This is a genomic window from Enterobacter sp. 22466, from assembly GCF_052044775.1.
GTDB classification, from domain to species: Bacteria; Pseudomonadota; Gammaproteobacteria; order Enterobacterales; family Enterobacteriaceae; genus Enterobacter; species Enterobacter dissolvens.
The window spans coordinates 144,664-167,075 of sequence record NZ_JBQENX010000003.1 but is presented as its reverse complement, the minus strand read 5'-3'; the positions used below and the strand labels follow the sequence as shown (position 1 = coordinate 167,075).

Sequence of the window (22,412 nt, the reverse complement as noted above, 5' to 3'; positions counted from 1 at the left end):
TTGCAAATCAAGCACATTACAAGGAACTGCGGTACGGCAGAATGTTCGAGCGCAGCATCTGCTGCGTGCCCAGGCCGTAGTTGGAACTCAGGCCGCGCAGTTCGACATTAAAGCCAATCACGTTATCGTATTTGCCCTGATTATTTTGAGTATCCCAGCCGTTAAGCTTGCGTTCGTAGCCGACACGCAGCGCGTAGCAGCAGGAGTTATATTGCAGACCAACCATCTGGTCAGCTGGCTTATTGGCGTTGGTGTCAAAGTAGTAAGCACCTACAATTGACCAGCGATCGGCAATTGGCCAACTCGCTGCACCACCCACCTGAGAAATGCCGTCTTTGTACTGTTCGCTGGTGGCATAGTTTGGCAACGTCGCCTGAATATATTCCGGGCTGGCGTAACGATACGTCAACTGCATCATGCGGTCTTCATCACGACGGTACTCAATTGCCGCACTGCTTGTGGCAATATTGTCGAGACGCGTATCGTACTGCAGACCACCGCGTAAGCCCCAGCGATCGGTCATGCGCCAGTAGGTATCGCCCGCCCACACCAGGGAACCTGTTTTGTTGTCTTTCTCCCAGTTGATATCGTCATCACCGGTACGAGACTCGGTGAAATAGTAGATTTGACCAACAGAAACGTTAAAACGTTCAACGGCAGCGTCATCATAAACGCGCGTTGTGACGCCGGTCGTTAACTGGTTCGCGGAGGCAATACGGTCGAGACCACCATAGGTACGGTCACGGAACAGGCCACTATAGTCAGACTGCAGGAAAGAGGAGTCGTAGTTCTGGATTTTGCTCTGATCGCGATAAGGCACGTATAAATACTGCATACGCGGCTCCAGCGTCTGGGTATAACCATCTGCCAGCAGCCCCATATCACGTTCGAAGATCAGTTTGCCGTCCATTTTGAATTGTGGAAGGACGCGGTTCACGGATTCGTCAAGATCGGTGCCGTAACGGTTGTTGTACCAGTCCACGTTTTTCTGCTGATAGTGGGTCGCCATCAGCTTGGCTTCGGTATTCAGGCTCGACCAGTTATTAGAGATCGGTAAATTGATCGTCGGTTCTAAGTGAACACGCGTGGCTTCTGGCATATCCGAGTTGGTATTAACGAAATGTACCGCCTGAGCGTAAACGCGGGTGTCGAACGGACCAACATCGTTCTGATACCAGTTAACATCCAGCTGCGGTTCTGCACCGTAAGTGCTTCGCGTCTGGGTGTTAAAGACCTGGAACTGCTTCGTCGACACCGTGGCATTGAAGTTCTGAACGGCGTAGCCAACGCTGAATTTCTGCGTGGCGTAGCCATCGGTACTGGAACCGTACTTGGAATCGAAGTCGTTGAAATAGTACGGATCGCTGACTTTGGTATAGTCGACGTTAAAACGCCAGACCTGGTCCATTACGCCAGCGTGACGCCAGTAATACATCCAACGGTGTTTATCACCTTCTGTTGGATGCTCATCCTGGAAGACTTTATCCGATGGCAGGTAATCCAGCTCCATCAAACCGGTACCCGCCTGGGTCAGATAGCGGAACTCGTTTTCCCACATGACGTTGCCGCGCTTATGGATATAGTGCGGCGTGATCGTGGCGTCCATGTTGGGCGCGATGTTCCAGTAATACGGCAGGTAGAACTCAAAATAGTTCGAGGTGCTGTATTTGGCATTCGGGATCAGGAAGCCTGAACGACGTTTATCGCCCACGGGAAGCTGCAGGTACGGGCTATAGAAAACCGGTACCGGGCCGAGTTTAAACCGGGCGTTCCAGATTTCTGCGACCTGTTCTTCACGGTCGTGAATCACTTCACTCCCGACCACGCTCCAGGTATTTGAACCCGGCAGGCAGGAGGTAAACGAACCGTTTTCCAGAATCGTATAGCGGTTTTCACCGCGCTGTTTCATCAGGTCTGCTTTACCGCGCCCCTGACGACCCACCATCTGGTAATCACCTTCCCAGACGTTAGTATCTTTGGTATTCAGATTTGACCAGGCTTTCGGACCTTTCAGGATGACCTGATTGTCGTCATAGTGCACATTACCCAGCGCATCCACCGTTCGTACCGGCTCGGCCGCACCTTCCGGCTGCTTCTGGTGCAACTGCACTTCGTCTGCCTGCAGGCGGCTGTTACCCTGGTTAATATCCACATCGCCAGTGAACGTCGCGTTGTCAGGATAGGTACCTTTAGAACTGTCGGCAGTAATGGTTACTGGCAAGCTATTTGTATCGCCACTCACCAGTGGGCGATTATAACTTGGGACGCCAAGCATACACTGCGAGGCAAGATCGGCCGCCAGCCCCTGTTGACTGTACAGGGCGGTGCCAATCATTGTGGCCAGAAGGGTGGGGATACGTTTTTTCATACGTTATATTTTAGTGTTCCGTCATCAGTGGCTACGGCTTACAAACGCTCAGAGACTATCTTACTCATCAGCGCAGTACCAGCGTTAATCCTGCCCGTTTGCGTGCCAGAGTGTTAGGCTCGCTATCGAATGACGAGTATGATAATGCAAATTATAGGCGATGTCCCTCAATTGACCGTGGCTCGACCACTGTAATGATGGCGTTGCGTCGACAAGGGACATGACTATCCGGGGAGTATATGCAGTATTGGGGTAAAATCATCGGCGTTGCGTTCGCCATCATAATGGGTGCCGGGTTTTGGGGCATCGTTCTTGGCCTGATTATTGGCCATATGTTCGATAAGGCACGCAGCCGCAAAATGGCCTGGTTCGCCAACCAGCGCGAGCGTCAGTCCCTCTTTTTCTCCACCACCTTTGAGGTGATGGGGCACTTAACCAAATCAAAAGGGCGAGTGACGGAAGCCGATATTCAGATCGCCAGCGTATTTATGGACCGCATGAATCTGCACGGGGAATCTCGTGTGGCGGCGCAAAATGCGTTTCGCATCGGTAAATCGGATAACTATCCGCTGCGCGAGAAAATGCGTCAGTTCCGCAGTATCTGTTTCGGCCGTTTTGATTTAATTCGGATGTTTCTGGAGATCCAGATTCAGGCGGCGTTTGCCGACGGGTCTCTTCATCCGAATGAACGCGATGTCTTATACGTGATTGCTGAAGAGCTGGGGATCTCCCGGATGCAGTTCGACCAGTTCCTGCGCATGATGCAGGGCGGGGCACACTTTGGCGGTGGTTATCAGCAACAGCAATCCTCTGGCGGCGGCTGGCAGCAGGCGCAGCGTGGCCCGACGCTGGAAGATGCCTGTAACGTGCTTGGCGTGAAACCTTCGGATGATGCGACAACCATCAAGCGCGCCTATCGTAAGCTGATGAGCGAGCACCATCCGGATAAACTGGTCGCGAAGGGCTTACCGCCACAGATGATGGAAATGGCGAAGCAGAAAGCGCAGGAAATCCAGAAAGCGTATGAGCTGATAAAAGAGCAGAAAAATTTCAAATAAAAAATGGCCCGACACAGTCGGGCCATTTTTTTAGAAGTCCACCGGTGCTTTAAACGTCATTGCGTTGCCAAACGCCGGATGGGTGAGGGTGAGCGTCTGGGCATGAAGCTGCAGGCGTGGCGCTAACGCCAGTGCCTCAGGCGGTGCGTAAAAGCGGTCTCCCAGTATCGGGTGCCCCAGCGCGAGCATATGCACACGCAGCTGATGTGAACGCCCGGTAATGGGCTTAAGCAGCACGCGTGCGGTGTTATCCGGCGCGTACTCCAGCACTTCATACTCGGTTTGCGCGGCCTTGCCGGTCTCGTAACACACCTTCTGCTTTGGCCGGTTTGGCCAGTCGCAAATCAGCGGCAGATCCACCAGCCCCTCCGCCTGCGCGGGATGGCCCCAGACGCGTGCGACATACTGCTTTTTCGGTTCACGCTCACGGAACTGGCGTTTGAGTTCACGTTCAGCCGCTTTATTCAGCGCCACCACAATCACACCGCTGGTTGCCATATCCAGGCGATGAACGGACTCCGCCTGGGGATAATCACGCTGAACACGTGTCATCACGCTGTCTTTGTGCTCATCCAGACGCCCCGGCACGGACAACAGGCCGCTTGGCTTGTTGACCACCATAATGTGCTCATCCTGATAAAGAATGACCAGCCACGGGTCTTGCGGCGGATTGTAAGGCTCCATCACCATCTTGTGCTCCGTTTACTGATGCGTCACAACGATAAGACGCAGGGCATCCAGACGCCAGCTTGCCTGATTCAGGCTTTCCAGCACCTGCTGACGGTTGCTCTCAATCGCGGTCAGTTCGTCATCACGGATGTTTGGGTTCACCGCTTTTAACGCTTCCAGACGAGACAGCTCTGCAGACAGTTTCTCATCGGCTTCCTCGCGCGCGGCATCAATCAACGCCCTGGCCGCTTTTTCGATTTGCGTTTCACCCAACTGCAGAATGGCGTGCACATCCTGTTGGACGGCGTTGACCAGTTTGCTGCCCGTGTGGCGGTTTACTGCGCTCAGCTGGCGGTTGAAACTCTCGAATTCAACCTGTGCGGCCAGGTTGGTGCCGTTTTTATCCAGCAGCAGACGCACTGGCGTTGGCGGCAGGAAGCGGGTGAGCTGAAGCTGTTTCGGCGCTTGCGCTTCCACAACGTAGATCAGCTCAACCAGCAGCGTACCAACGGGTAATGCTTTGTTTTTCAACAGGGAAATTGTGCTGCTACCCGTGTCGCCGGAAAGGATCAGGTCGAGGCCGTTGCGGATCAACGGGTGTTCCCAGGTGATGAACTGCGCATCTTCGCGAGACAGCGCCACATCACGCTCGAAAGTGATGGTGCAGCCATCCTCAGGCAGACCCGGGAAATCCGGAACCAGCATATGATCGGATGGGGTCAGCACAATCATGTTCTCGCCGCGATCGTCCTGGTTAATCCCGACGATGTCGAACAGGTTCATGGCGAAGCTGATCAGGCTGGTGTCGTCATCCTGCTCTTCGATGCTTTCAGCAAGCGCCTGCGCTTTCTCCCCGCCGTTGGAGTGGATCTCCAGCAGACGATCGCGCCCCTGCTCCAGCTGCGCTTTCAGCGCTTCATGTTTTTCGCGACAGGATTTGATCAGTTCATCAAACCCGTCCGTATTTTCCGGCGCAGCGAGGTAACCGATCAGATCCGTATGCACCTGATCGTAAATGGTGCGTCCCGTCGGACAGGTATGTTCGAACGCGTCCAGACCTTCGTGGAACCAGCGTACCAGCACCGACTGGGCGGTTTTTTCCAGGTAAGGGACATGGATCTGAATATCATGCGCCTGACCGATACGATCCAGACGACCGATACGCTGTTCCAGCAGGTCGGGGTTGAACGGCAGATCGAACATCACCAGGTTGCTGGCGAACTGGAAGTTACGCCCTTCAGAACCGATTTCAGAGCACAGCAGAACCTGTGCGCCGCTGTCTTCTTCACTGAACCAGGCCGCGGCGCGGTCGCGCTCGACGATGGACATCCCCTCGTGGAACACGGCGGCTCGAATACCTTCACGCTCGCGCAGAACCTGCTCCAGTTGCAGCGCGGTGGCCGCTTTGGCGCAGATCACCAGCACTTTCTGTGAACGATGAGCCGTTAAATAGCCCATCAGCCATTCAACACGCGGGTCGAAGTTCCACCAGGTTCCGGTATCGCCTTCAAATTCCTGATAAATCTGCTCCGGGTAGAGCATGTCGCGCGCACGTTCTTCCTGGCTTTTGCGCGCCCCCATAATGCCGGAGACTTTTATCGCCGTCTGATACTGCGTCGGCAGCGGCAGCTTGATGGTATGCAGTTCGCGTTTTGGGAAGCCCTTCACGCCGTTACGGGTGTTACGGAACAGCACGCGGCTGGTGCCGTGGCGGTCCATCAGCATATCGATCAGCTCTTTACGCGCGGATCCCGCGTTGTCGCTGTCACTGTTGGCTGCCTGCAGCAGCGGCTCAATGTCCTGTTCGCCAATCAGATCGCTCAGGGTGTTCAGTTCGTCATTCGAGAGGCGTTTGCCCGCCAGCAGCATGGCGACAGCATCGGCAACCGGGCGGTAATTATTCTGTTCTTCGACAAACTGCTCAAAGTCATGGAAACGGTTTGGATCGAGCAGGCGCAGACGCGCGAAGTGGCTCTCCAGCCCCAGCTGCTCCGGCGTTGCGGTCAGCAGCAGGACGCCCGGCACGCGCTCGGCAAGCTGTTCAATCGCCATGTATTCACGGCTCGGTGCCTCTTCGCTCCAGACCAGGTGGTGCGCTTCGTCGACCACCAGCAGATCCCACTCTGCGTCGCACAGATGCTCAAGACGCTGCTTGCTGCGGCGCACGAAGTCCAGGGAGCAGATGACCAGCTGTTCGGTTTCAAACGGGTTGTCCGCGTCATGCTGGGCTTCGGCGTAGCGCTCGTCGTCAAACAGAGAGAAACGGAGGTTAAAGCGGCGCAGCATCTCAACCAGCCACTGATGCTGCAGCGTTTCCGGTACCACGATCAGCACGCGCTCGGCGGCGCCAGAGAGCAGCTGTTGATGCAGGATCATACCGGCTTCAATGGTTTTACCGAGGCCCACTTCGTCTGCCAGCAGTACGCGAGGCGCATGACGACGGCCAACGTCATGGGCGATATTCAGCTGATGAGGGATCAGGCTGGTACGTTGACCGCGCAGGCCGCTCCACGGCATGCGGTACTGTTCACTCTGGAACTTACGCGCGCGATAGCGCAGAGAGAAGCGATCCATACGGTCGATTTGCCCGGCAAACAGGCGATCCTGCGGCTTGCTGAAAACCAGTTTGCTGTCGAGCAGCACTTCACGCAGGATGACATTGCTCTCGTCAGTGTCGAGGCGAGTCCCAATATAGGCGAGCAGACCATTCTCTTCTTTTACGTCTTCAACCTTTAGCTGCCAGCCGTCGTGGCTGGTCACGGTGTCACCTGGATTGAACATCACGCGGGTAACAGGGGAGTCATTGCGAGCGTACAGGCGGTTTTCACCGGTAGCAGGGAAAAGGAGGGTGACCATGCGTGCGTCGACTGCAACCACGGTTCCCAATCCAAGTTCGCTTTCTGTATCGCTGATCCAGCGTTGACCAAGTGTAAAAGGCATATGTGTTCGGCTCTAATCTTTAATTGCAGGCAATAGTTCAACCACCGTCAAAAAAGACGGTCATCGAAAAATGGGTCCGGGAGTGGAAAGGGCGCTATGGTACTGGATGGCAGCGATTTCGTCACGTGTCAAAATAGGCCAAGTTGCCCTGTCACTAGTGTAGCAAAATCGTCGTCAATGAAAGGCAAAATTCCATCCGCGACGGGCTGAAGCTGGCGCGTCAGGTAGTGATCGTAATCCAGCGGAGACTGCTGATAATCCACCGGCTCTGGCCCGTTAGTCGTCCAGACATACTTGATGGTGCCCCGGTTCTGATACTGCGGCGCGCGCCCACGACGGACGTTCTCTTCATCCGCCAGACGCGCGGCACGGACGTGCGGCGGAACGTTACGCTGATACTCCGCCAGCGGGCGACGCAGGCGTTTGCGATACACCAGCTGGTCGTCGAGCTCGCCGGCCATCAGGCTGGCTATCGTCTCGCGGACATAGTCCTGATAAGGCTCATTGCGAAAGACCCGCAGATAGAGCGTTTGCTGGAACTGTTGCGCCAGCGGTGTCCAGTCAGTACGCACCGTCTCCAGCCCTTTAAACACCATGCGCTGCTTTTCACCTTCCTGAATCAGTCCGGCATAGCGCTTCTTGCTGCCCTGATCGGTTCCGCGAATGGTGGGCATTAAAAAGCGGCTGAAATGTGTTTCAAACTCCAGCTCTAACGCACTGGTTAACCGCTCTTTTTGCAAATGCGCTTGCCACCAGTCATTCACGAAGGCGACCAGTTGTTTGCCAATTCGCGCGGCATCCTCTTCGGCGTGCGCGCCTTTCAACCAGACGAAGGTGGAGTCGGTATCGCCATAGATCACTTCATAGCCCTGGGATTCGATAAGCGCCTTTGTCTGACGCATAATCTCATGCCCGCGCATGGTGATGGAGGAGGCGAGACGCGGGTCGAAGAAGCGGCAGGCGCTGGTGCCCAGCACACCGTAAAAGGCGTTCATGATAATTTTTAGCGCCTGAGAAAGCGGCTTGTTGCCATGGCGCTTGGCCTCATCGCGACCGTGCCAGATCTGCCCCACGATCTCCGGCAGGCAGTGTTTCTCTCGTGAGAAACGCGCCCCCAGAAACCCGTCGGTGCTGTGCGTATCGTCCGGCTGCGCCATCCCCTCAACCAGCCCCACCGGATCAATCAGAAAGGTGCGGATAATAGACGGATAGAGGCTTTTGTAGTCCAGCACCAGCACGGAGTCATACAGCCCCGGCCGGGAATCCATCACGTAGCCGCCAGGGCTTGCCTGCGGCGGCACATCACCCAAATTAGGGGCGACGTAACCTGCCCGGTGCATACGGGGGAAGTAGAGGTGGCTAAATGCAGCCACGGACCCGCCGTGCCGGTCCGCGGCAAGACCGTTCACGGTGGCGCGTTCCAGCAGAAACGGCATGATCTCGGTTTTGTGGAAAATTTGCGTAACCAGTTCACAATCTTTCAGGTTGTAGGTGGCCAGTGCCGGCTTGTCTTCATTGAAGCGGCGGTCGATCTCATCCATTCGGTCCCATGGGTTATCGATGGATTTCCCTTCACCCAGCAGCTCCTGCGCCACCGCCTCCAGCGAGAAGGAGGAGAAATTCCAGAACGCCGATTTCAGCGCCTCGATGCCGTCGATGATCAGGCGACCGTTGGCCTGTACGAAGAAGACGCCGTTTTTGAAACCGTGCTCGCGCCATTCCAGTTCGCTATGACCCCGCCCAAGCATGAGCGGGATGCGGTAACGCTCGGCGTGTTTTTGCAGTACCCGCAGGTCGAACTGCACCACGTTCCAGCCGATCAGGACATCGGGATCGCGATCGGCAAACCACTGGTTCAGTTTCTCCAGCAGCTGCGGCCGGCTGTTGACGTACTCCAGCCGGAAGTCCAGCGCGGAGGCATCACCATTCGGTGGCCCGAGCATATAGACAACCCGGTCGCCGCAGCCTTCAAGGCCAATACAGTACAGTTCACCGTGACGGGTGGTTTCGATATCCAGTGAGACCCATTTCAGCGGCGGACGGTAATGTGGGTTGGGCTTCAGACGGGCATTAATCAGCCCACCGTTGTGCGCCGTGCCATCAACCCAGACAGGGGCGGTAATAAACCGCTCCATCAGGAAACGTTCCGGGGGACGAATATCGGCTTCGTATAGCGTGACGCCCGCCTCGCGCAGCAGTTTCTCATAGCGCATGAGCTGGCGATGGGCACGACAATAGAGACCGTAAACCGGCTGGCGATGGAAATCTTTCAGCTCAAGTGGCGTGATGCGCCAGTTGTTTTCCCCGCGCAGTAGCTGCTTTACTTTGTCGACGTGGGCTTCAGGAATAAACGCCACGGACTCCTGTGGCGGCAGCGTAACGTGCAACGGGCCGTTGTCCGTCGCCAGCCAGAACTCCACCTCTGTTCCCTGGGGCGTATCCCGCCAGTGTCGGGTCAGTAAAAAACCTTCTTGCGCCTGCGTCACGCCGTTATCCCATAAAACAAAACCAGGCCTGATTATAGCCTGGTTAGCGGTTTTATGCTGGGTTTATATACAGTTTATTGCCCGTAATAGGCTTTTGCACCGTGCTTGCGCAGGTAGTGTTTGTCCAGCAGCGTCTGTTGCATGTCCGGCAATTGTGGTGCCAGTTGACGACAGAAGATGCCCATATAGGCTACCTCTTCCAGCACAATCGCGTTATGCACTGCATCCTCCGCATTTTTGCCCCACGCAAACGGGCCGTGGGAATGCACCAGCACCCCGGGCATCTGTGCTGCGTCGATGCCCTGTTTTTCAAAGGTTTCGACAATCACATTGCCGGTTTCCCATTCATACTCGCCGTTGATTTCCGCATCGGTCATCAGGCGGGTGCACGGGATGGTGCCGTAAAAGTAGTCTGCGTGCGTGGTACCGGTAGCCGGGATGGACTGGCCTGCCTGCGCCCAGATAGTCGCATGACGCGAGTGGGTATGCACAATGCCGCCGATGGTCGGAAATGCCTGATACAGCAGGCGATGGGTGGGGGTATCGGAGGAGGGTTTTTTCTTCCCTTCCACCACTTCACCGGTTGCAATGCTGACCACAACCATATCGTCAGCGGTCATTATCGTATAATCCACGCCGGAAGGCTTGATGACGAACACCCCTTTTTCGCGGTCAACGGCGCTGACGTTGCCCCAGGTCAGGGTCACCAGATTATGTTTAGGCAGCGCCAGGTTAGCTTCGAGTACCTGGCGTTTGAGATCTTCTAGCATTGTTGTCTCCCGCCGGATGGCGCTTCGCTTATCCGGCCTACATAATCGTAGGCCCGGTAAACGCAGTGCCACCGGGCACGTCGTACTTAACGTTTCGAACCGTAATAGACTTCATTCCAGCGCAGCGCATCTTTAAACGCGGGCAGGCGGGTATCGTTATCGATCACAGTCAGTTCGATATCGTGCAGTTCAGCGAACTGACGCATATCGTTGAGATCCAGCGCGTGACTGAAGACGGTATGGTGCGCGCCACCGGCGACGATCCAGGCTTCGGAGGCGGTTGGCAGGTCGGGCTGCGCTTTCCACAGGGCGTTGGCGACCGGCAGTTTTGGCAGCGCGTGTGGCGTTTCAACCGCATCCACACAGTTCACCAGCAGGCGGAAACGATCGCCCAGGTCGATCAGGCTGGCGTTGATGGCCGGGCCGGTACGGGTGTTGAAGATCAAACGTGCCGGATCCGCTTTACCGCCAATGCCGAGATGCTGCACGTCGAGGATCGGTTTCTCTTCGACGGCAATGGACGGGCAGACTTCCAGCATGTGTGAACCGAGTACCAGGTCGTTGCCATTTTCGAAGTGGTAGGTGTAGTCCTCCATAAAGGAGGTGCCGCCCTGCAGACCGGTTGACATCACTTTCATGATGCGAAGCAGAGCGGCAGTTTTCCAGTCGCCTTCGCCCGCAAAGCCGTAGCCCTGCTGCATCAGACGTTGTACTGCCAGACCCGGCAGTTGTTTCAGACCATGAAGATCTTCAAATGTCGTGGTAAAGGCGTGGAAGCCGCCTTGTTCCAGGAAGCGTTTCATCCCCAGTTCAATGCGTGCTGCATCCAGCACGTTCTGGCGTTTTTCACCGTGAACCTGCGCCGCTGCAGTGAGGCGATAGCTGCTTTCGTATTCGTCGACCAGCGCGCTCACGTCGCCATCGCCGATCTCATTCACGACCTGCACCAGGTCACCCACGGCCCAGGTGTTCACGGAGAAACCGAACTTGATCTGCGCGGCAACTTTGTCACCGTCAGTGACTGCCACTTCACGCATGTTGTCGCCAAACCGCACCACTTTCAGGTGGCGCGTATCCTGTTTGGATACGGCCTGACGCATCCAGGAGCCGATGCGTTTCTGCGCATGTTGATCCTGCCAGTGTCCGGTTACTACGGCGTGCTGCTGACGCATGCGGGCACCGATGAAGCCGAACTCACGGCCGCCGTGTGCGGTCTGGTTCAGGTTCATAAAGTCCATATCAATGCTGTCCCATGGCAGGGAGGCGTTGAACTGGGTATGGAATTGCAGCAGCGGTTTGTTGAGGATAGACAGACCGTTGATCCACATTTTGGCGGGTGAGAAGGTGTGCAGCCACACCACCAGACCCGCGCATTTATCGTCGTAGTTCGCGTCACGGCAGATATGGGTGATCTCATCCGGCGTGGTGCCCAGCGGCTTCAGCACCAGTTTGCACGGCAGTTTGGCTTCCGCGTTCAGCGCGTTAACGACGTGCTCCGCGTGTTTCGTCACCTGTTGCAACGCTTGCGGTCCGTACAAATGCTGGCTGCCAATCACAAACCACACTTCATAATTATCAAAAATGGTCATCGTCGAGTCCTTAATGGGTCAGGGTTGCCGTCGTGTCCGCGGTGTGTTTTGACGGGGCGGCGACAGGGAGATAGTGAAGTTCGGCGCTTTTTGCCCATTGCTGGTAGCGCTGATAAAGCTGTTCAAAGCGTTGCGCCTGTTGAGCACGCGGCTGAAGGGTGTTTTCGACCGCGCTTGCCATATGCTGCTGTGCAGTCGGGATATCGGCGTGTACGCCCGCGGCAACGGCGGCGAAAATGGCCGCACCCAGCGCGCAACATTGATCGGACGCGACAATCTGCAGCGGACGGTTCAGCACGTCGCAGCAGGCCTGCATGATCACCGGGTTTTTACGGGCGATACCGCCCAGCGCCATGACGTTGTTGACGTCGATGCCCTGTTCGGTGAAGCACTCCATAATCGCGCGGGCACCGAAGGCGGTGGCTGCAATCAGGCCGCCAAACAGGGCCGGGGCATCGGTCGCCAGATTGAGATCGGTGATAACGCCTTTAAGACGCTGGTTGGCAAATGGCGTACGGCGGCCGTTGAACCAGTCGAGCACCACCGGCAGGTGTTCAAGAGACGGATTTTTCGCCCACGCGGCGGTGAGCTGGGGCAGCAGCTGTTTCTTACTCTCGGCAATCTGGGTTTTCAGTTCCGGGTGCGCGGTCGCGAGCTGGTCCAGCGGCCAGCCCAGTACCCGACCAAACCAGGCGTAAATATCGCCAAACGCAGACTGGCCGGCTTCCAGACCGATAAAGTCCGGCACCACGCTGCCGTCGACCTGGCCGCAGATACCTTTCACTGCGCGGTCGCCGACGCTGGCTTTATCCGCCGTCAGGATGTCGCAGGTGGAGGTACCGATCACTTTCACCAGCGTATTGGGTTGGGCTCCAGCGCCCACCGCGCCCATATGGCAGTCAAACGCACCGCCGGAGATTGCCACGTTTTGCGGCAGGCCCAGACGTGTTGCCCACTCTTCGCAGAGCGTGCCCACCGGAATATCGGCGGTAAAGGTGTCGGTAAAGAGCGGGTATTTCAGGCTCTTGTTGATAATGGGATCGAGTTCATCGAAGAAGGCTGCTGGTGGCAGACCGCCCCAGCTTTCATGCCATAGCGATTTATGCCCGGCGCTGCAGCGGCCGCGGCGAATATCCTGCGGACGGGTGGTACCCGAGAGCAGGGCAGGAACCCAGTCACACAGTTCAATCCACGATGCGGCTGCCTGTGCAACCGCTGCGTCAGCGCGGGTGACATGCAGGATCTTGGCCCAGAACCATTCACTGGAATAAATTCCGCCGATGTAGCGCGAATAGTCGGTTTTGCCTGGCTGGTGGCACAACCGGGTGATGGCTTCGGCCTCTTCGACGGCGGTATGGTCTTTCCACAGCACAAACATGGCGTTCGGGTTGTCGGCGAACTCAGGACGCAGCGCCAGCACCCGGCCTTCCGCATCCACTGGCGCGGGGGTAGAACCGGTGCTGTCTACGCCGATCCCAACCACCTCTGCACGCTGTTCGTCAGTCAGTTCTGCCAGCACGGTTTTGATTGCCGCTTCCATCGACTCGATATAGTCGCGTGGATGGTGACGGAACTGGTTGTTTGGCGCATCGCAGTAGCGCCCCTCTTGCCAGCGTGGGTACCACTCAACGCTGGTTGCTATCTCCTGGCCGGACGTACAGTCCACTGCCAGGGCGCGAACCGAGTCGCTGCCAAAATCGAGGCCAATCGCAATTGCCATGGTGTTGCTCCATCAGAAAACAGGTATGAGAGAACATTAGAGACTGAGGGCGAAAATCGTCAGGCAGGATCCGCTAATCTTATGGACTAAATTGCTGTTGCGATGGAAAGTGTGACGCCGTGCAAATATTCAATGTGGACATTTCTGCCGCACTTATAGACACTTTTGTTACTGCTTATCTGCCCACTCTGGCGGAGAAATCAGGGGGAAAGGCTGAAACATGGCGGACGTAAAAGAGGCGTGATACTTTTTGGATCTTTTCGCAGGCCATTTTTATGCGGCTTTTAACGATATGGACAATTGGTTTCCTTCAGGACCGTTGGGAGAACTGAATCTATGGCCGAAACGCAAAACGATCCCTTACTGCCGGGTTATTCGTTTAACGCCCACCTGGTGGCGGGGCTGACCCCTATCGAGGCTGAGGGATATCTCGATTTTTACGTTGACCGTCCGCTCGGCATGAAAGGGTACATTCTGAACCTGACCGTGCGTGGGGAAGGGATTATCAAAAACAACGATCAGCAGTTCGTCTGTCGTCCCGGCGATATGCTGCTGTTTCCGCCTGGCGAGATCCACCATTACGGGCGTCATCCGGATGCCAAAGAGTGGTATCACCAGTGGGTCTACTTCCGCCCCCGCGCCTACTGGCAGGAGTGGCTATCCTGGCCGGCCATTTTTGCGCACACCGGTTTTTACCGCCCGGACGACGCTCATCTGGCCCAGTTCCGCGAGCTGTTTGCCCAGATTATTGAGGCAGGGCAGGCGGGTGGGCGCTACGCTGAACTGCTGGCGATTAATTTGCTTGAACAGGTTTTACTGCGCCGGATGGAGGCAATTAACGCGTCGCTTAATCCGCCGCTGGATAACCGTGTGCGCGATGCCTGCCAGTACATCAGCGATCACCTTGCCGACAGCCAGTTTGATATCGCCAGCGTTGCCCAGCATGTCTGCCTGTCGCCGTCGCGGCTTTCGCACCTGTTCCGGCAGCAGTTGGGTGTCAGCGTGCTGAGCTGGCGCGAGGATCAGCGTATCAGCCAGGCTAAACTGCTGCTCAGCACCACCCGGATGCCCATCGCCACCGTAGGGCGCAATGTGGGATTCGAAGATCAGCTCTATTTTTCCCGCGTATTTAAAAAATGCACGGGGGCCAGCCCCAGCGAATTCCGGGCAGGATGTGAATAAATGGTAAAAAAAGATAAACAAGCAGGTGAACAACGGAAGCAACCTGTAAACTATTCAGACAATTGTTGTCTTGACGCGGTGCAGGGCGCTAAGCAGAATCCCTGATTCGTTTTCTGACCGGAATAGTTATGCAGGCATTGCTGGAACATTTTATTACCCAGTCCGTTATGTATTCGCTTATCGCCGTTGCGCTGGTGGCATTTCTGGAATCGCTGGCGCTGGTTGGGCTTATCTTGCCCGGCACAGTGATGATGGCGGCGTTGGGCGCGTTGATTGGCAGCGGTGAGGTCAATTTCTGGCAGGCGTGGCTGGCCGGTATTATCGGCTGCTTACTGGGCGACTGGATCTCCTTCTGGCTGGGCTGGCGCTTCAAGAAGCCACTGCACCGCTGGTCGTTTATGAAAAAGAACAAAGCGTTGCTGGATAAAACCGAGCATGCGCTGCATCAGCACAGCATGTTTACTATTCTCGTGGGACGTTTTGTCGGGCCAACGCGTCCGCTGGTGCCGATGGTGGCCGGGATGCTGGATCTGCCCGTCGCAAAATTCGTTGTGCCGAACATTATCGGCTGCGTCTTCTGGCCTCCGTTTTACTTCCTGCCGGGGATCCTGGCGGGGGCGGCAATTGATATTCCTGACGATATGCAAAGCGGCGGTTTTAAATGGCTACTGCTGGCAACAGCGCTGCTGTTATGGCTCGCGGCATGGTTGTGCTGGCGACTATGGCGCAGCGCGAAAGCGAATGTCGATCGTCTTACGCGCTATCTGCCTCGCTCGCGTTTGCTGTGGCTGGCACCGCTGACGCTGGGTGTTGCCGTTGTGGCGCTGATTGCGCTGGTTCGTCATCCGCTGATGCCGGTGTACGGTGAGATCCTGTTAAAGGTTGTCAGCCGTTAAGGATCCCCAGCAGGTGCGACGCGCTTGCTTTGCCACTCATCAACTCTTCGGTTTCACCATCCCACACGATACGCCCCTCCGCGATCACCACCGATCGCGGGGCGATGCGTGCGGCATCTTCGATACTGTGTGACACCATCAGCATCGTCAGCTGCTGACGCAGGCAGACCTCCTGTACCAGCGCGAGCATCTCCTGGCGCAAGGCAGGGTCGAGTGCAGAGAAGGGCTCATCCAGCAGCAGCACCGGTTGTTCGCGTACCAGACAGCGAGCCAGCGCCACGCGCTGACGTTGTCCGCCAGAGAGCTCTCCGGGGAGCCGGTCAATAAACGTGGTGATGCCCATTTGCCCGGCAATCCTCTCCAGCTTCTGGCGCTGGGCGTCGTTCAGTTTCAGCCCCGGATCCATACCCAGCGCGATGTTTTGCTGCACCGTCAGATGGGTGAACAGATTATTTTCCTGGAACAGCATCGAGACCGGACGCCTGGCGGGCGGGGTGAGGGTATGGTCGTTGTTTTCAATCTCTATTGACCCGCTCGCCGGTTGCAGAAAACCGGCAATCAGATTGAGCAAGGTGCTCTTGCCTGCCCCGCTTGGGCCAAGTACGGCAATCATCTCCCCCTGACGCACAGAGAGGGTGAAACGCATAGGCAGATGCTGGTAGAGCCAGGTGACATCAGTCAGTTTTAACATTGCGCCCCGGAAGTTTTTCGATAACGGTAAATAAGGCAAAGCACAGCAACAGCAGTAACAGCGCCGTGACGGCCCCCTCCTGGCTGCGGTAGGACCCGATCTGCTGATACAGCCAGTACGGCAGCGTGCGGAAATCTTCATTGCCGAAGAGCGCCACCACACCAAAGTCACCAATGGAGAGCACACAAGCGAAGGCCAGCGCCTGAGCCAGCGGGCGTTTCAGCGCGCGCAGTTCGACTACCTTTAGCCGCTTCCAGCCCTGCATGCCGAGCGACTGACACAGCAAAGCATAGCGGCTGTTGATGTCGCGCATGGGATTTTCCAGAACCTTCAACGCATAGGGGATGGCCATCAGGGCGTTGGTAAAAATCACGATCCCGTCGGCGCTTTCCGGCAGACCAATCGTACTGTTGAACACTAAAAAGAAGCCGGTTGCCAGGACGATGCCCGGCATTGCCAGGATCAACATTCCCGTCAGCTCCAGCGCTTGCCCGGCTTTGCGCGCCTGGCGTGCATAAAGTTCACGGCTGCTCCATAGCAGCATCATGGTCAGCACGACACACAATAGCCCGGCAGCCAGTGCGATGCGCAAGGATGTCCAGGTCGCCTGCCAGAGGACGGGCTGTTGCAACACGGAGACGAGGTTAAGGTTAACGCCATCGACGATAACGGCCATCAGCGGCGGCAGAAGCAGCAGCAGGGCCAGTACGATCAACATCACATCCGCGATTCGGCTGTGCAGGCTGTCCTGTGGATCGCGCCAGCCTGTAATCTGATGACTGCCCGGTGGAATGGCTTTGCTCAGACGCTGACTCAGCAGGACCAGCACAAGACAGCACAGCATCTGCACCAGGGCCAGAAGCGCAGCGCGACCGGGGTCGTAGTCGTAACTCAGCGCCTGGTAAATCGCCAGTTCGATGGTGGTGGCCTGTGGCCCGCCACCAAGTGAAAGTACGGTGGCGAAACTGGCAAAACAGAGCATAAAGATCAGCGCCGCAACCGGAGGGATTTGACGGCGCAGCCATGGCCATTCGACAAAGCGGAAGAATGACCAGCCGCGCATACCCAGCTGTGCCGCAAGCTGACGCTGCTCGCCGGGGATAGCCTCCAGCGCCTGTAAAAAAAGCCGGGTCGCCATGGGCATGTTGAAAAAGATGTGTGCCAGCAGAATACCTTTCAGCCCGTAAGGGGAGAAGGTCCACTCCAGACCAAGCAGGTTAAAGAGAGCGGCCAGCCAGCCCTGACGACCATACACGCTCAGGATCCCAAATACCGCCACCAGAACGGGCAGGATCAGCGTCATGGCGCACAGTCTCAACAGCGCCTCCCTGCCGGGGAAGCGTCTGCGGTAGAGCGCCCGCGCGAGAAAAATGGCCGGGATCACTGACAGCAGGGCAGAGAGAAACGCCTGCCAGAAAGAGAACCGGATGACATGCCAGAGATAGCTGTCGTACCAGAGGGAGAGCAGATCACTCTCCGGCGCGTTAAACCACAATGCCAGAAAAGCGCCGAGACTGACCGCCACCATCACTACGGCGGCGAGCAGTCCGGGAAATAACCAGCCGGGAATTAGCGGCTGACGGCGCGTTGCCATTCACTTACCCATGCTGCTCGCTGCGCGGCGACCTGCTGTGGCGTAAACTCCAGCGAGGTTTGCGGTTTGGTCAGTTGCTCAAAGCCGGCAGGCAGCGTCACGTTGGTCACCGGATACATCCAGTTACCCGTTGGGATCGCATTCTGGAACGCCGGGGAAACCATAAATTTCAAAAACTTCTCGGCCAGTTCCGGCTGCTTGCTGGCGGCAGTGCGGGCGGCCACTTCCACCTGCAGATAATGCCCTTCAGCGAAATCAGCGGCGGCGTAGTTGTCTTTCTTCTCGGCGATAATGTGATAAGCCGGGGAGGTGGTGTAGCTCAGCACCAGGTCGCTCTCCCCTTTCAGGAACAGACCATAGGCCTCGCTCCAGCCTTTGGTGACGGTCACGGTTTTGGCGGCCAGCTTCTGCCACGCTTCCGGCGTTTTATCACCATAGACCTTCTGCATCCACAGCAGCAGGCCCAGACCCGGCGTGCTGGTGCGCGGATCTTCATAAATCACGCGCCATTTTTGGTCGCTTTCCACCAGCTCCTTCAGGCTTTTCGGCGGATTCTTCAGCTTGTTTTTATCGTAGACAAACGCAAAATATCCGTAATCGAACGGCACAAAGGTGTCGTTCTTCCAGCCGCCCGGCACGTTAACCGCCTCTGCCGCCACGCCGCTTTTGGCGAACAGTTTTGTTTGCGACGCCGCATCCAGCAGGTTGTTATCCAGACCGAGTACCACGTCGGCCTTACTGTTTTTGCCTTCCATACGCAGACGATTAAGCAGCGAGACGCCATCTTCCAGCGCCACGAATTTCAGTTCGCAGTTGCAGTCGGCTTCAAAGGCTTTTTTGACTACCGGACCTGGGCCCCAGTCGGCAGAAAAGGAGTCGTAGGTGTAGACCGTCAGGACGGGTTTTGCGAAAGCAGGCAGCGCAAACAGCGCCAGCAGGGGAAGCACTTTTTTTAACACTTTGCACCTCAAGGTTGAGTGGCAAAGGATTTTGAGCGACAGCCTCAAATCCCTTCGCCGGCGTTATCCGGATCAGGTTCGACGGGTATTATCTCAGCGCACATCAGTGATGCAGCACCCCGTTGAGAACGGCGGTATTGTAATGATTTGGCGAATATTACGAAAGTGTTATGGCTCGGGTGGCGCAAACCAGGCGGATTTAAAATCAAACCAGCCGAGCGTATTCATCCGTAACCCCCGCATACTGCGCTGACCCTGGATCATCAGCCAGTGGTGGATCAGCGGCACGATCGCCTGTTCGGCCAGCAACGCCTGACACCATGTGGCCAGATTCATCTCGCCCGCGCGCCACTGTGCGGCGTCCTGCTGCCAGTCCCGAGCGATACAGTGCTGGATCAGCGGGACTTCATACAGGTGTGAGAAGAGCGAGAAATCGAGCGGCAGGGTGAAGTTGGCGCTGTTCAGCCAGATATCGCTTACGATATCGCCACGATGCCACTCATCATAGTCGACCTCCTGAATCGTCAGCTGAACACCTTCTGCGGCCAGCAGTCTGGTCATGATTCTGGCGATAAAACGATGCTCCACATGCTCGCGGTAGTAGGTCAGGGTGATGGACTCCAGCCCTGCCGGCTTGTCACACTGCACAGGCCGGGCGTGATGCCAGCGGGGAAGCAGACCGTACGCCGGGAACCAGTACGTCTGATACTGCTCTTCCGCATGGTAAATCAGATTGGAGGGGGATAAGACATGACTAATCCATTTGCGTACCGCCTGATTGGCCCCGCGGTGGGTGCGACTGTCAAACAGCAGATAGTAGCAGCCCTCTTCAAGGCGACTTTCCACCGCCTTTTCACCCGTAGTGGGACCTTCAAGCGTCAGCCCGGCGCTGAGCTCTTCATTGAGATCCGGTAATACCCAGACGTTCACTTCGTCGATCAGCGCCCGGTAACCAAAATAGTCATCAAACGCGCGAATTTTCAGCTGGTTATTATTGTTACGCGACACGGCATAGGGGCCGGTGCCAATAGGTTGACTGGCAAAATTGTCCAGCGATCCCCATTCACCGGGCAGAATCATCGAGGGCACATAGCCCAGCAACCAGGGAAGCCATTTGTCCGGCTGAGACAGTTCAATATCCAGCGTCCAGGCCGTAGGGGAATGAATCCGCGAAATGTGCGAGTAGAGCGGAAGCTTGCGGGCACGTTCCAGAGACGCGATGACATCGCGCATTTCCAGCTCGCGGCCGTGGTGAAAGTGGATGCCGGGACGTAAGAAGAAGCGCCAGTGAAGCGGGGAAAGTTGCTGCCAGTGGTGCGCGATATCGGCTTCCAGTTCCCCATTTTCCTCATTTATCCGCGTCAGGCCGCTGAATATTTGTCGGGCCATATGGGTTTCTGAACGGCGTAATGCCGTGCCGGGAAGCAGATTTTTCATCGGACGATAGTAGAGCACGCGCAGGATGTGGCGGCCCTGACGGAAACTTCGCCCGAGATGGGAGACCAGCATTTGACGTACTGCGGCTTTATCGCCCACCAGTTGCACCAGCTGATCGATTCGGTCCTGTTCCAGCAGATCTTCCGCTCGCTGTTGCTGCAAGGCCAGGCCGGTATAGAGAAAGGTCAGGCGTGAGCGTTTGCCGCGTCCTGCTTCGGCTTCCCAGTTTAACCAGCCCTGCTGCTGCATGGTATTTAGCAGCGTGCGCATATGACGACGGGAACAGTTAAGGAGCTCTGCCAGTTCGTTAAGCGTGGTCTCCTGCGATTGCCCTTCGCAGCACTGCCAGAGGCGGATAAATTGTTGTTGCAGACGACCAGAAGGCATAAAAGGGGAACTCCTGACAAAAAATCAGCAATTTATTAATCCCTATATTAAGCCAATAATTCTTCCTGATGAAGTGAGGAGGTAAATTATGAAGAGGTCTACCGCTCGTCAGTTTTATCAGCAGTACTTTTCAGCGACAAAAGGAACGTCCTGGCTGGCCCGTCAGTGTGCTGAGCAACGGCTGAAAATGTTAGAAGAATTGATGCAGTGGGACGTTACGAAACCGACCTCTTCTCGCTAACTCGCCTCGATCATGTGTGACTGAGTATTGGTGCTTATCACCCGCCAGCAAAATGTTTTTTGCTGGCTTTTTTCGTTTATTCTTTCACCCAATTCGATTCGCTTTCACAAGGACTTGCAGATGCTCTGGTTAATGACAATGGGGCGACGCCTGAACGGCGTGTATGCCGCTTTTATGCTGGTGGCCTTTATGATGGGCGTGGCGGGGGCGTTGCAGGCACCGACGCTGAGTCTTTTTCTCAGTCGGGAGGTGGGGGCGCAGCCGTTCTGGGTCGGTCTGTTTTATACCGTGAACGCCATCGCCGGGATCCTGGTCAGCCTGTGGCTGGCGAAACGATCCGACAGCCAGGGCGATCGCCGTAAGTTGATCCTCTTTTGTTGCGCCATGGCCGTGGGTAACGCGCTGCTGTTTGCCTTTAATCGTCACTACCTGACGCTGATCACTTGCGGCGTGCTGCTGGCCTCACTGGCAAACACCGCCATGCCGCAACTCTTCGCGCTGGCCCGGGAATATGCCGATAATTCGGCGCGGGAAGTGGTGATGTTTAGCTCGGTGATGCGTGCGCAGCTCTCTCTTGCGTGGGTCATTGGCCCGCCGCTGGCCTTTATGCTGGCGCTGAATTACGGTTTTACCGCCATGTTTTCCATCGCTGCGGGGATTTTTGCCATTAGTCTGGCACTGATTGCCTTCGCGCTGCCGTCAGTGGCGCGTGTCGAACAGACAGCGGATAAACCCATTACACAGGTGAGCGGCTGGCAGGATAAAAACGTCCGTATGCTGTTTATCGCTTCCACGCTGATGTGGACCTGTAACACCATGTATATCATCGATATGCCGCTATGGATCAGCAGCGATCTGGGGCTGCCTGATAAGCTCGCCGGGATCTTAATGGGGACGGCTGCCGGGCTGGAAATTCCGGCGATGATTCTGGCGGGGTACTACGTCAAATATCTCGGAAAACGCCGGATGATGGTGGTAGCCGTAGCGGCCGGGGTGCTGTTCTACCTGGGGCTGATTTTCTTCCATTCGCGAGAGGCGTTGCTGGCACTGCAGCTGTTTAATGCTGTGTTTATCGGGATTGTGGCCGGAATAGGGATGCTCTGGTTCCAGGATCTAATGCCCGGGCGGGCGGGTTCGGCGACCACACTCTTTACCAACAGTATCTCCACGGGGGTAATTCTGGCGGGGGTGATTCAGGGGGCGCTGTCACAAAGCTACGGGCATGCAGCGGTGTACTGGATGATAGCGGCCATATCTGTTCTCACGCTGATGCTGACCTGGCGCGTAAAAGACGTTTGATTCTGGAAGGCGTCTTCACGAAATGAAACGATTTTCTGACAGGACCTGAGAAGACACATAGAGTGCGTGGCGGGTGCTTGAGGCTGTTTGCCTCAGGCTTTCGCAAGAGGCAAACAGTGGAGAGTC

At 56.3% G+C, this 22,412-nt stretch carries 16 protein-coding genes and 1 riboswitch; of the genes, 5 read left to right on the top strand and 11 right to left on the bottom strand.

Features of this window, described 5'->3' with window-relative positions; translation table 11 throughout:
- Positions 1 to 16: 16 nt before the first annotated feature.
- Positions 17 to 2,368: an LPS assembly protein LptD gene (lptD, locus tag ACTJJI_RS10560; protein ID WP_083021530.1), complete on the bottom strand. Its 2,352-nt coding sequence runs from the start codon at positions 2,366 to 2,368 to the stop codon at positions 17 to 19.
- A 239-nt stretch (positions 2,369 to 2,607) separates the two neighbouring features.
- Between lptD and djlA the strand changes: the two genes are divergently transcribed.
- Positions 2,608 to 3,426 carry a co-chaperone DjlA gene (gene djlA, locus ACTJJI_RS10555; RefSeq protein ID WP_047360422.1) on the top strand — a complete coding sequence of 273 codons (819 nt, stop codon included), beginning with the start codon at positions 2,608 to 2,610 and terminating at the stop codon, positions 3,424 to 3,426.
- Positions 3,427 to 3,456: 30 nt separating this feature from the next.
- On the opposite strand, the gene rluA is transcribed toward djlA, so the two are convergent.
- The 6 genes from rluA to araB all read right to left on the bottom strand — a co-directional run bounded on the left by rluA (position 3,457) and on the right by araB (position 13,600).
- On the bottom strand, positions 3,457 to 4,116 hold the full coding sequence (gene rluA, locus ACTJJI_RS10550; RefSeq protein ID WP_014830622.1) for a bifunctional tRNA pseudouridine(32) synthase/23S rRNA pseudouridine(746) synthase RluA: 660 nt from the start codon (positions 4,114 to 4,116) through the stop codon (positions 3,457 to 3,459).
- A 12-nt stretch (positions 4,117 to 4,128) separates the two neighbouring features.
- Positions 4,129 to 7,035 carry an RNA polymerase-associated protein RapA gene (gene rapA, locus ACTJJI_RS10545; RefSeq protein WP_014830623.1) on the bottom strand — a complete coding sequence of 969 codons (2,907 nt, stop codon included), beginning with the start codon at positions 7,033 to 7,035 and terminating at the stop codon, positions 4,129 to 4,131.
- 128 nt (positions 7,036 to 7,163) lie between these two features.
- Positions 7,164 to 9,521, bottom strand: coding sequence for a DNA polymerase II (gene polB / locus ACTJJI_RS10540; RefSeq protein ID WP_440653968.1), 2,358 nt, complete (start codon positions 9,519 to 9,521; stop codon positions 7,164 to 7,166).
- A gap of 74 nt (positions 9,522 to 9,595) precedes the next feature.
- The gene (araD, locus tag ACTJJI_RS10535) at positions 9,596 to 10,291 is read right to left on the bottom strand and encodes an L-ribulose-5-phosphate 4-epimerase (protein ID WP_014830625.1); all 696 of its coding nucleotides are present in this window, start codon (positions 10,289 to 10,291) and stop codon (positions 9,596 to 9,598) included.
- An 86-nt stretch (positions 10,292 to 10,377) separates the two neighbouring features.
- A complete protein-coding gene (araA, locus tag ACTJJI_RS10530; RefSeq protein WP_046889344.1) occupies positions 10,378 to 11,880 on the bottom strand; it encodes an L-arabinose isomerase in 1,503 nt (500 codons plus the stop codon).
- Between the two features lie 10 nt (positions 11,881 to 11,890).
- Complete coding sequence (araB, locus tag ACTJJI_RS10525) at positions 11,891 to 13,600, bottom strand: ribulokinase (RefSeq protein ID WP_046889343.1); 1,710 nt, start codon at positions 13,598 to 13,600, stop codon at positions 11,891 to 11,893.
- A 336-nt stretch (positions 13,601 to 13,936) separates the two neighbouring features.
- Between araB and araC the strand changes: the two genes are divergently transcribed.
- The gene (araC, locus tag ACTJJI_RS10520; protein WP_013095551.1) at positions 13,937 to 14,782 is read left to right on the top strand and encodes an arabinose operon transcriptional regulator AraC; all 846 of its coding nucleotides are present in this window, start codon (positions 13,937 to 13,939) and stop codon (positions 14,780 to 14,782) included.
- A 128-nt stretch (positions 14,783 to 14,910) separates the two neighbouring features.
- Complete coding sequence (locus tag ACTJJI_RS10515; protein WP_046889342.1) at positions 14,911 to 15,678, top strand: DedA family protein; 768 nt, start codon at positions 14,911 to 14,913, stop codon at positions 15,676 to 15,678.
- Here ACTJJI_RS10515 and thiQ read toward each other — a convergent pair.
- From thiQ to sgrR, 4 genes are all read right to left on the bottom strand, one after another.
- On the bottom strand, positions 15,668 to 16,369 hold the full coding sequence (gene thiQ / locus ACTJJI_RS10510) for a thiamine ABC transporter ATP-binding protein ThiQ (RefSeq protein ID WP_262788237.1): 702 nt from the start codon (positions 16,367 to 16,369) through the stop codon (positions 15,668 to 15,670). The two genes, ACTJJI_RS10515 and thiQ, sit on opposite strands and share 11 nt — an antisense overlap.
- The gene (gene thiP, locus ACTJJI_RS10505) at positions 16,353 to 17,963 is read right to left on the bottom strand and encodes a thiamine/thiamine pyrophosphate ABC transporter permease ThiP (protein WP_182381929.1); all 1,611 of its coding nucleotides are present in this window, start codon (positions 17,961 to 17,963) and stop codon (positions 16,353 to 16,355) included. Before thiP ends, thiQ begins: the two co-directional genes overlap by 17 nt.
- Positions 17,939 to 18,922, bottom strand: a complete 984-nt coding sequence (gene thiB / locus ACTJJI_RS10500; protein WP_046889340.1) for a thiamine ABC transporter substrate binding subunit — start codon at positions 18,920 to 18,922, stop codon at positions 17,939 to 17,941. Before thiB ends, thiP begins: the two co-directional genes overlap by 25 nt.
- Positions 18,923 to 18,953: 31 nt before the next feature.
- A riboswitch (TPP riboswitch) is annotated at positions 18,954 to 19,054 on the bottom strand.
- 36 nt (positions 19,055 to 19,090) lie between these two features.
- Positions 19,091 to 20,746 (bottom strand): HTH-type transcriptional regulator SgrR, encoded by a 1,656-nt coding sequence (gene sgrR / locus ACTJJI_RS10495; RefSeq protein WP_182381928.1) that lies wholly within the window; start codon positions 20,744 to 20,746, stop codon positions 19,091 to 19,093.
- 88 nt (positions 20,747 to 20,834) lie between these two features.
- Here sgrR and sgrT point away from each other — a divergent pair, with 88 nt between their 5' ends.
- Positions 20,835 to 20,987 (top strand): glucose uptake inhibitor SgrT, encoded by a 153-nt coding sequence (gene sgrT, locus ACTJJI_RS10490; protein WP_013095557.1) that lies wholly within the window; start codon positions 20,835 to 20,837, stop codon positions 20,985 to 20,987.
- Between the two features lie 120 nt (positions 20,988 to 21,107).
- Positions 21,108 to 22,286, top strand: coding sequence for a sugar efflux transporter (locus tag ACTJJI_RS10485; protein WP_046889338.1), 1,179 nt, complete (start codon positions 21,108 to 21,110; stop codon positions 22,284 to 22,286).
- Positions 22,287 to 22,412 lie beyond the last annotated feature (126 nt).

Coding starts and splice junctions, on each gene's coding strand:
- rluA (WP_014830622.1), bottom strand. CDS start 4,116: ATGGTGATGGAGCCTTACAATCCGCCGCAAGACCCGTGGCTGGTCATT.
- sgrR (WP_182381928.1), bottom strand. CDS start 20,746: ATGCCTTCTGGTCGTCTGCAACAACAATTTATCCGCCTCTGGCAGTGC.
- araD (WP_014830625.1), bottom strand. CDS start 10,291: ATGCTAGAAGATCTCAAACGCCAGGTACTCGAAGCTAACCTGGCGCTG.
- djlA (WP_047360422.1), top strand. CDS start 2,608: ATGCAGTATTGGGGTAAAATCATCGGCGTTGCGTTCGCCATCATAATG.
- thiP (WP_182381929.1), bottom strand. CDS start 17,963: ATGGCAACGCGCCGTCAGCCGCTAATTCCCGGCTGGTTATTTCCCGGA.
- araC (WP_013095551.1), top strand. CDS start 13,937: ATGGCCGAAACGCAAAACGATCCCTTACTGCCGGGTTATTCGTTTAAC.
- araB (WP_046889343.1), bottom strand. CDS start 13,600: ATGGCAATTGCGATTGGCCTCGATTTTGGCAGCGACTCGGTTCGCGCC.
- rapA (WP_014830623.1), bottom strand. CDS start 7,035: ATGCCTTTTACACTTGGTCAACGCTGGATCAGCGATACAGAAAGCGAA.
- ACTJJI_RS10485 (WP_046889338.1), top strand. CDS start 21,108: ATGCTCTGGTTAATGACAATGGGGCGACGCCTGAACGGCGTGTATGCC.
- lptD (WP_083021530.1), bottom strand. CDS start 2,368: ATGAAAAAACGTATCCCCACCCTTCTGGCCACAATGATTGGCACCGCC.
- ACTJJI_RS10515 (WP_046889342.1), top strand. CDS start 14,911: ATGCAGGCATTGCTGGAACATTTTATTACCCAGTCCGTTATGTATTCG.
- thiQ (WP_262788237.1), bottom strand. CDS start 16,369: ATGTTAAAACTGACTGATGTCACCTGGCTCTACCAGCATCTGCCTATG.
- araA (WP_046889344.1), bottom strand. CDS start 11,880: ATGACCATTTTTGATAATTATGAAGTGTGGTTTGTGATTGGCAGCCAG.
- sgrT (WP_013095557.1), top strand. CDS start 20,835: ATGAAGAGGTCTACCGCTCGTCAGTTTTATCAGCAGTACTTTTCAGCG.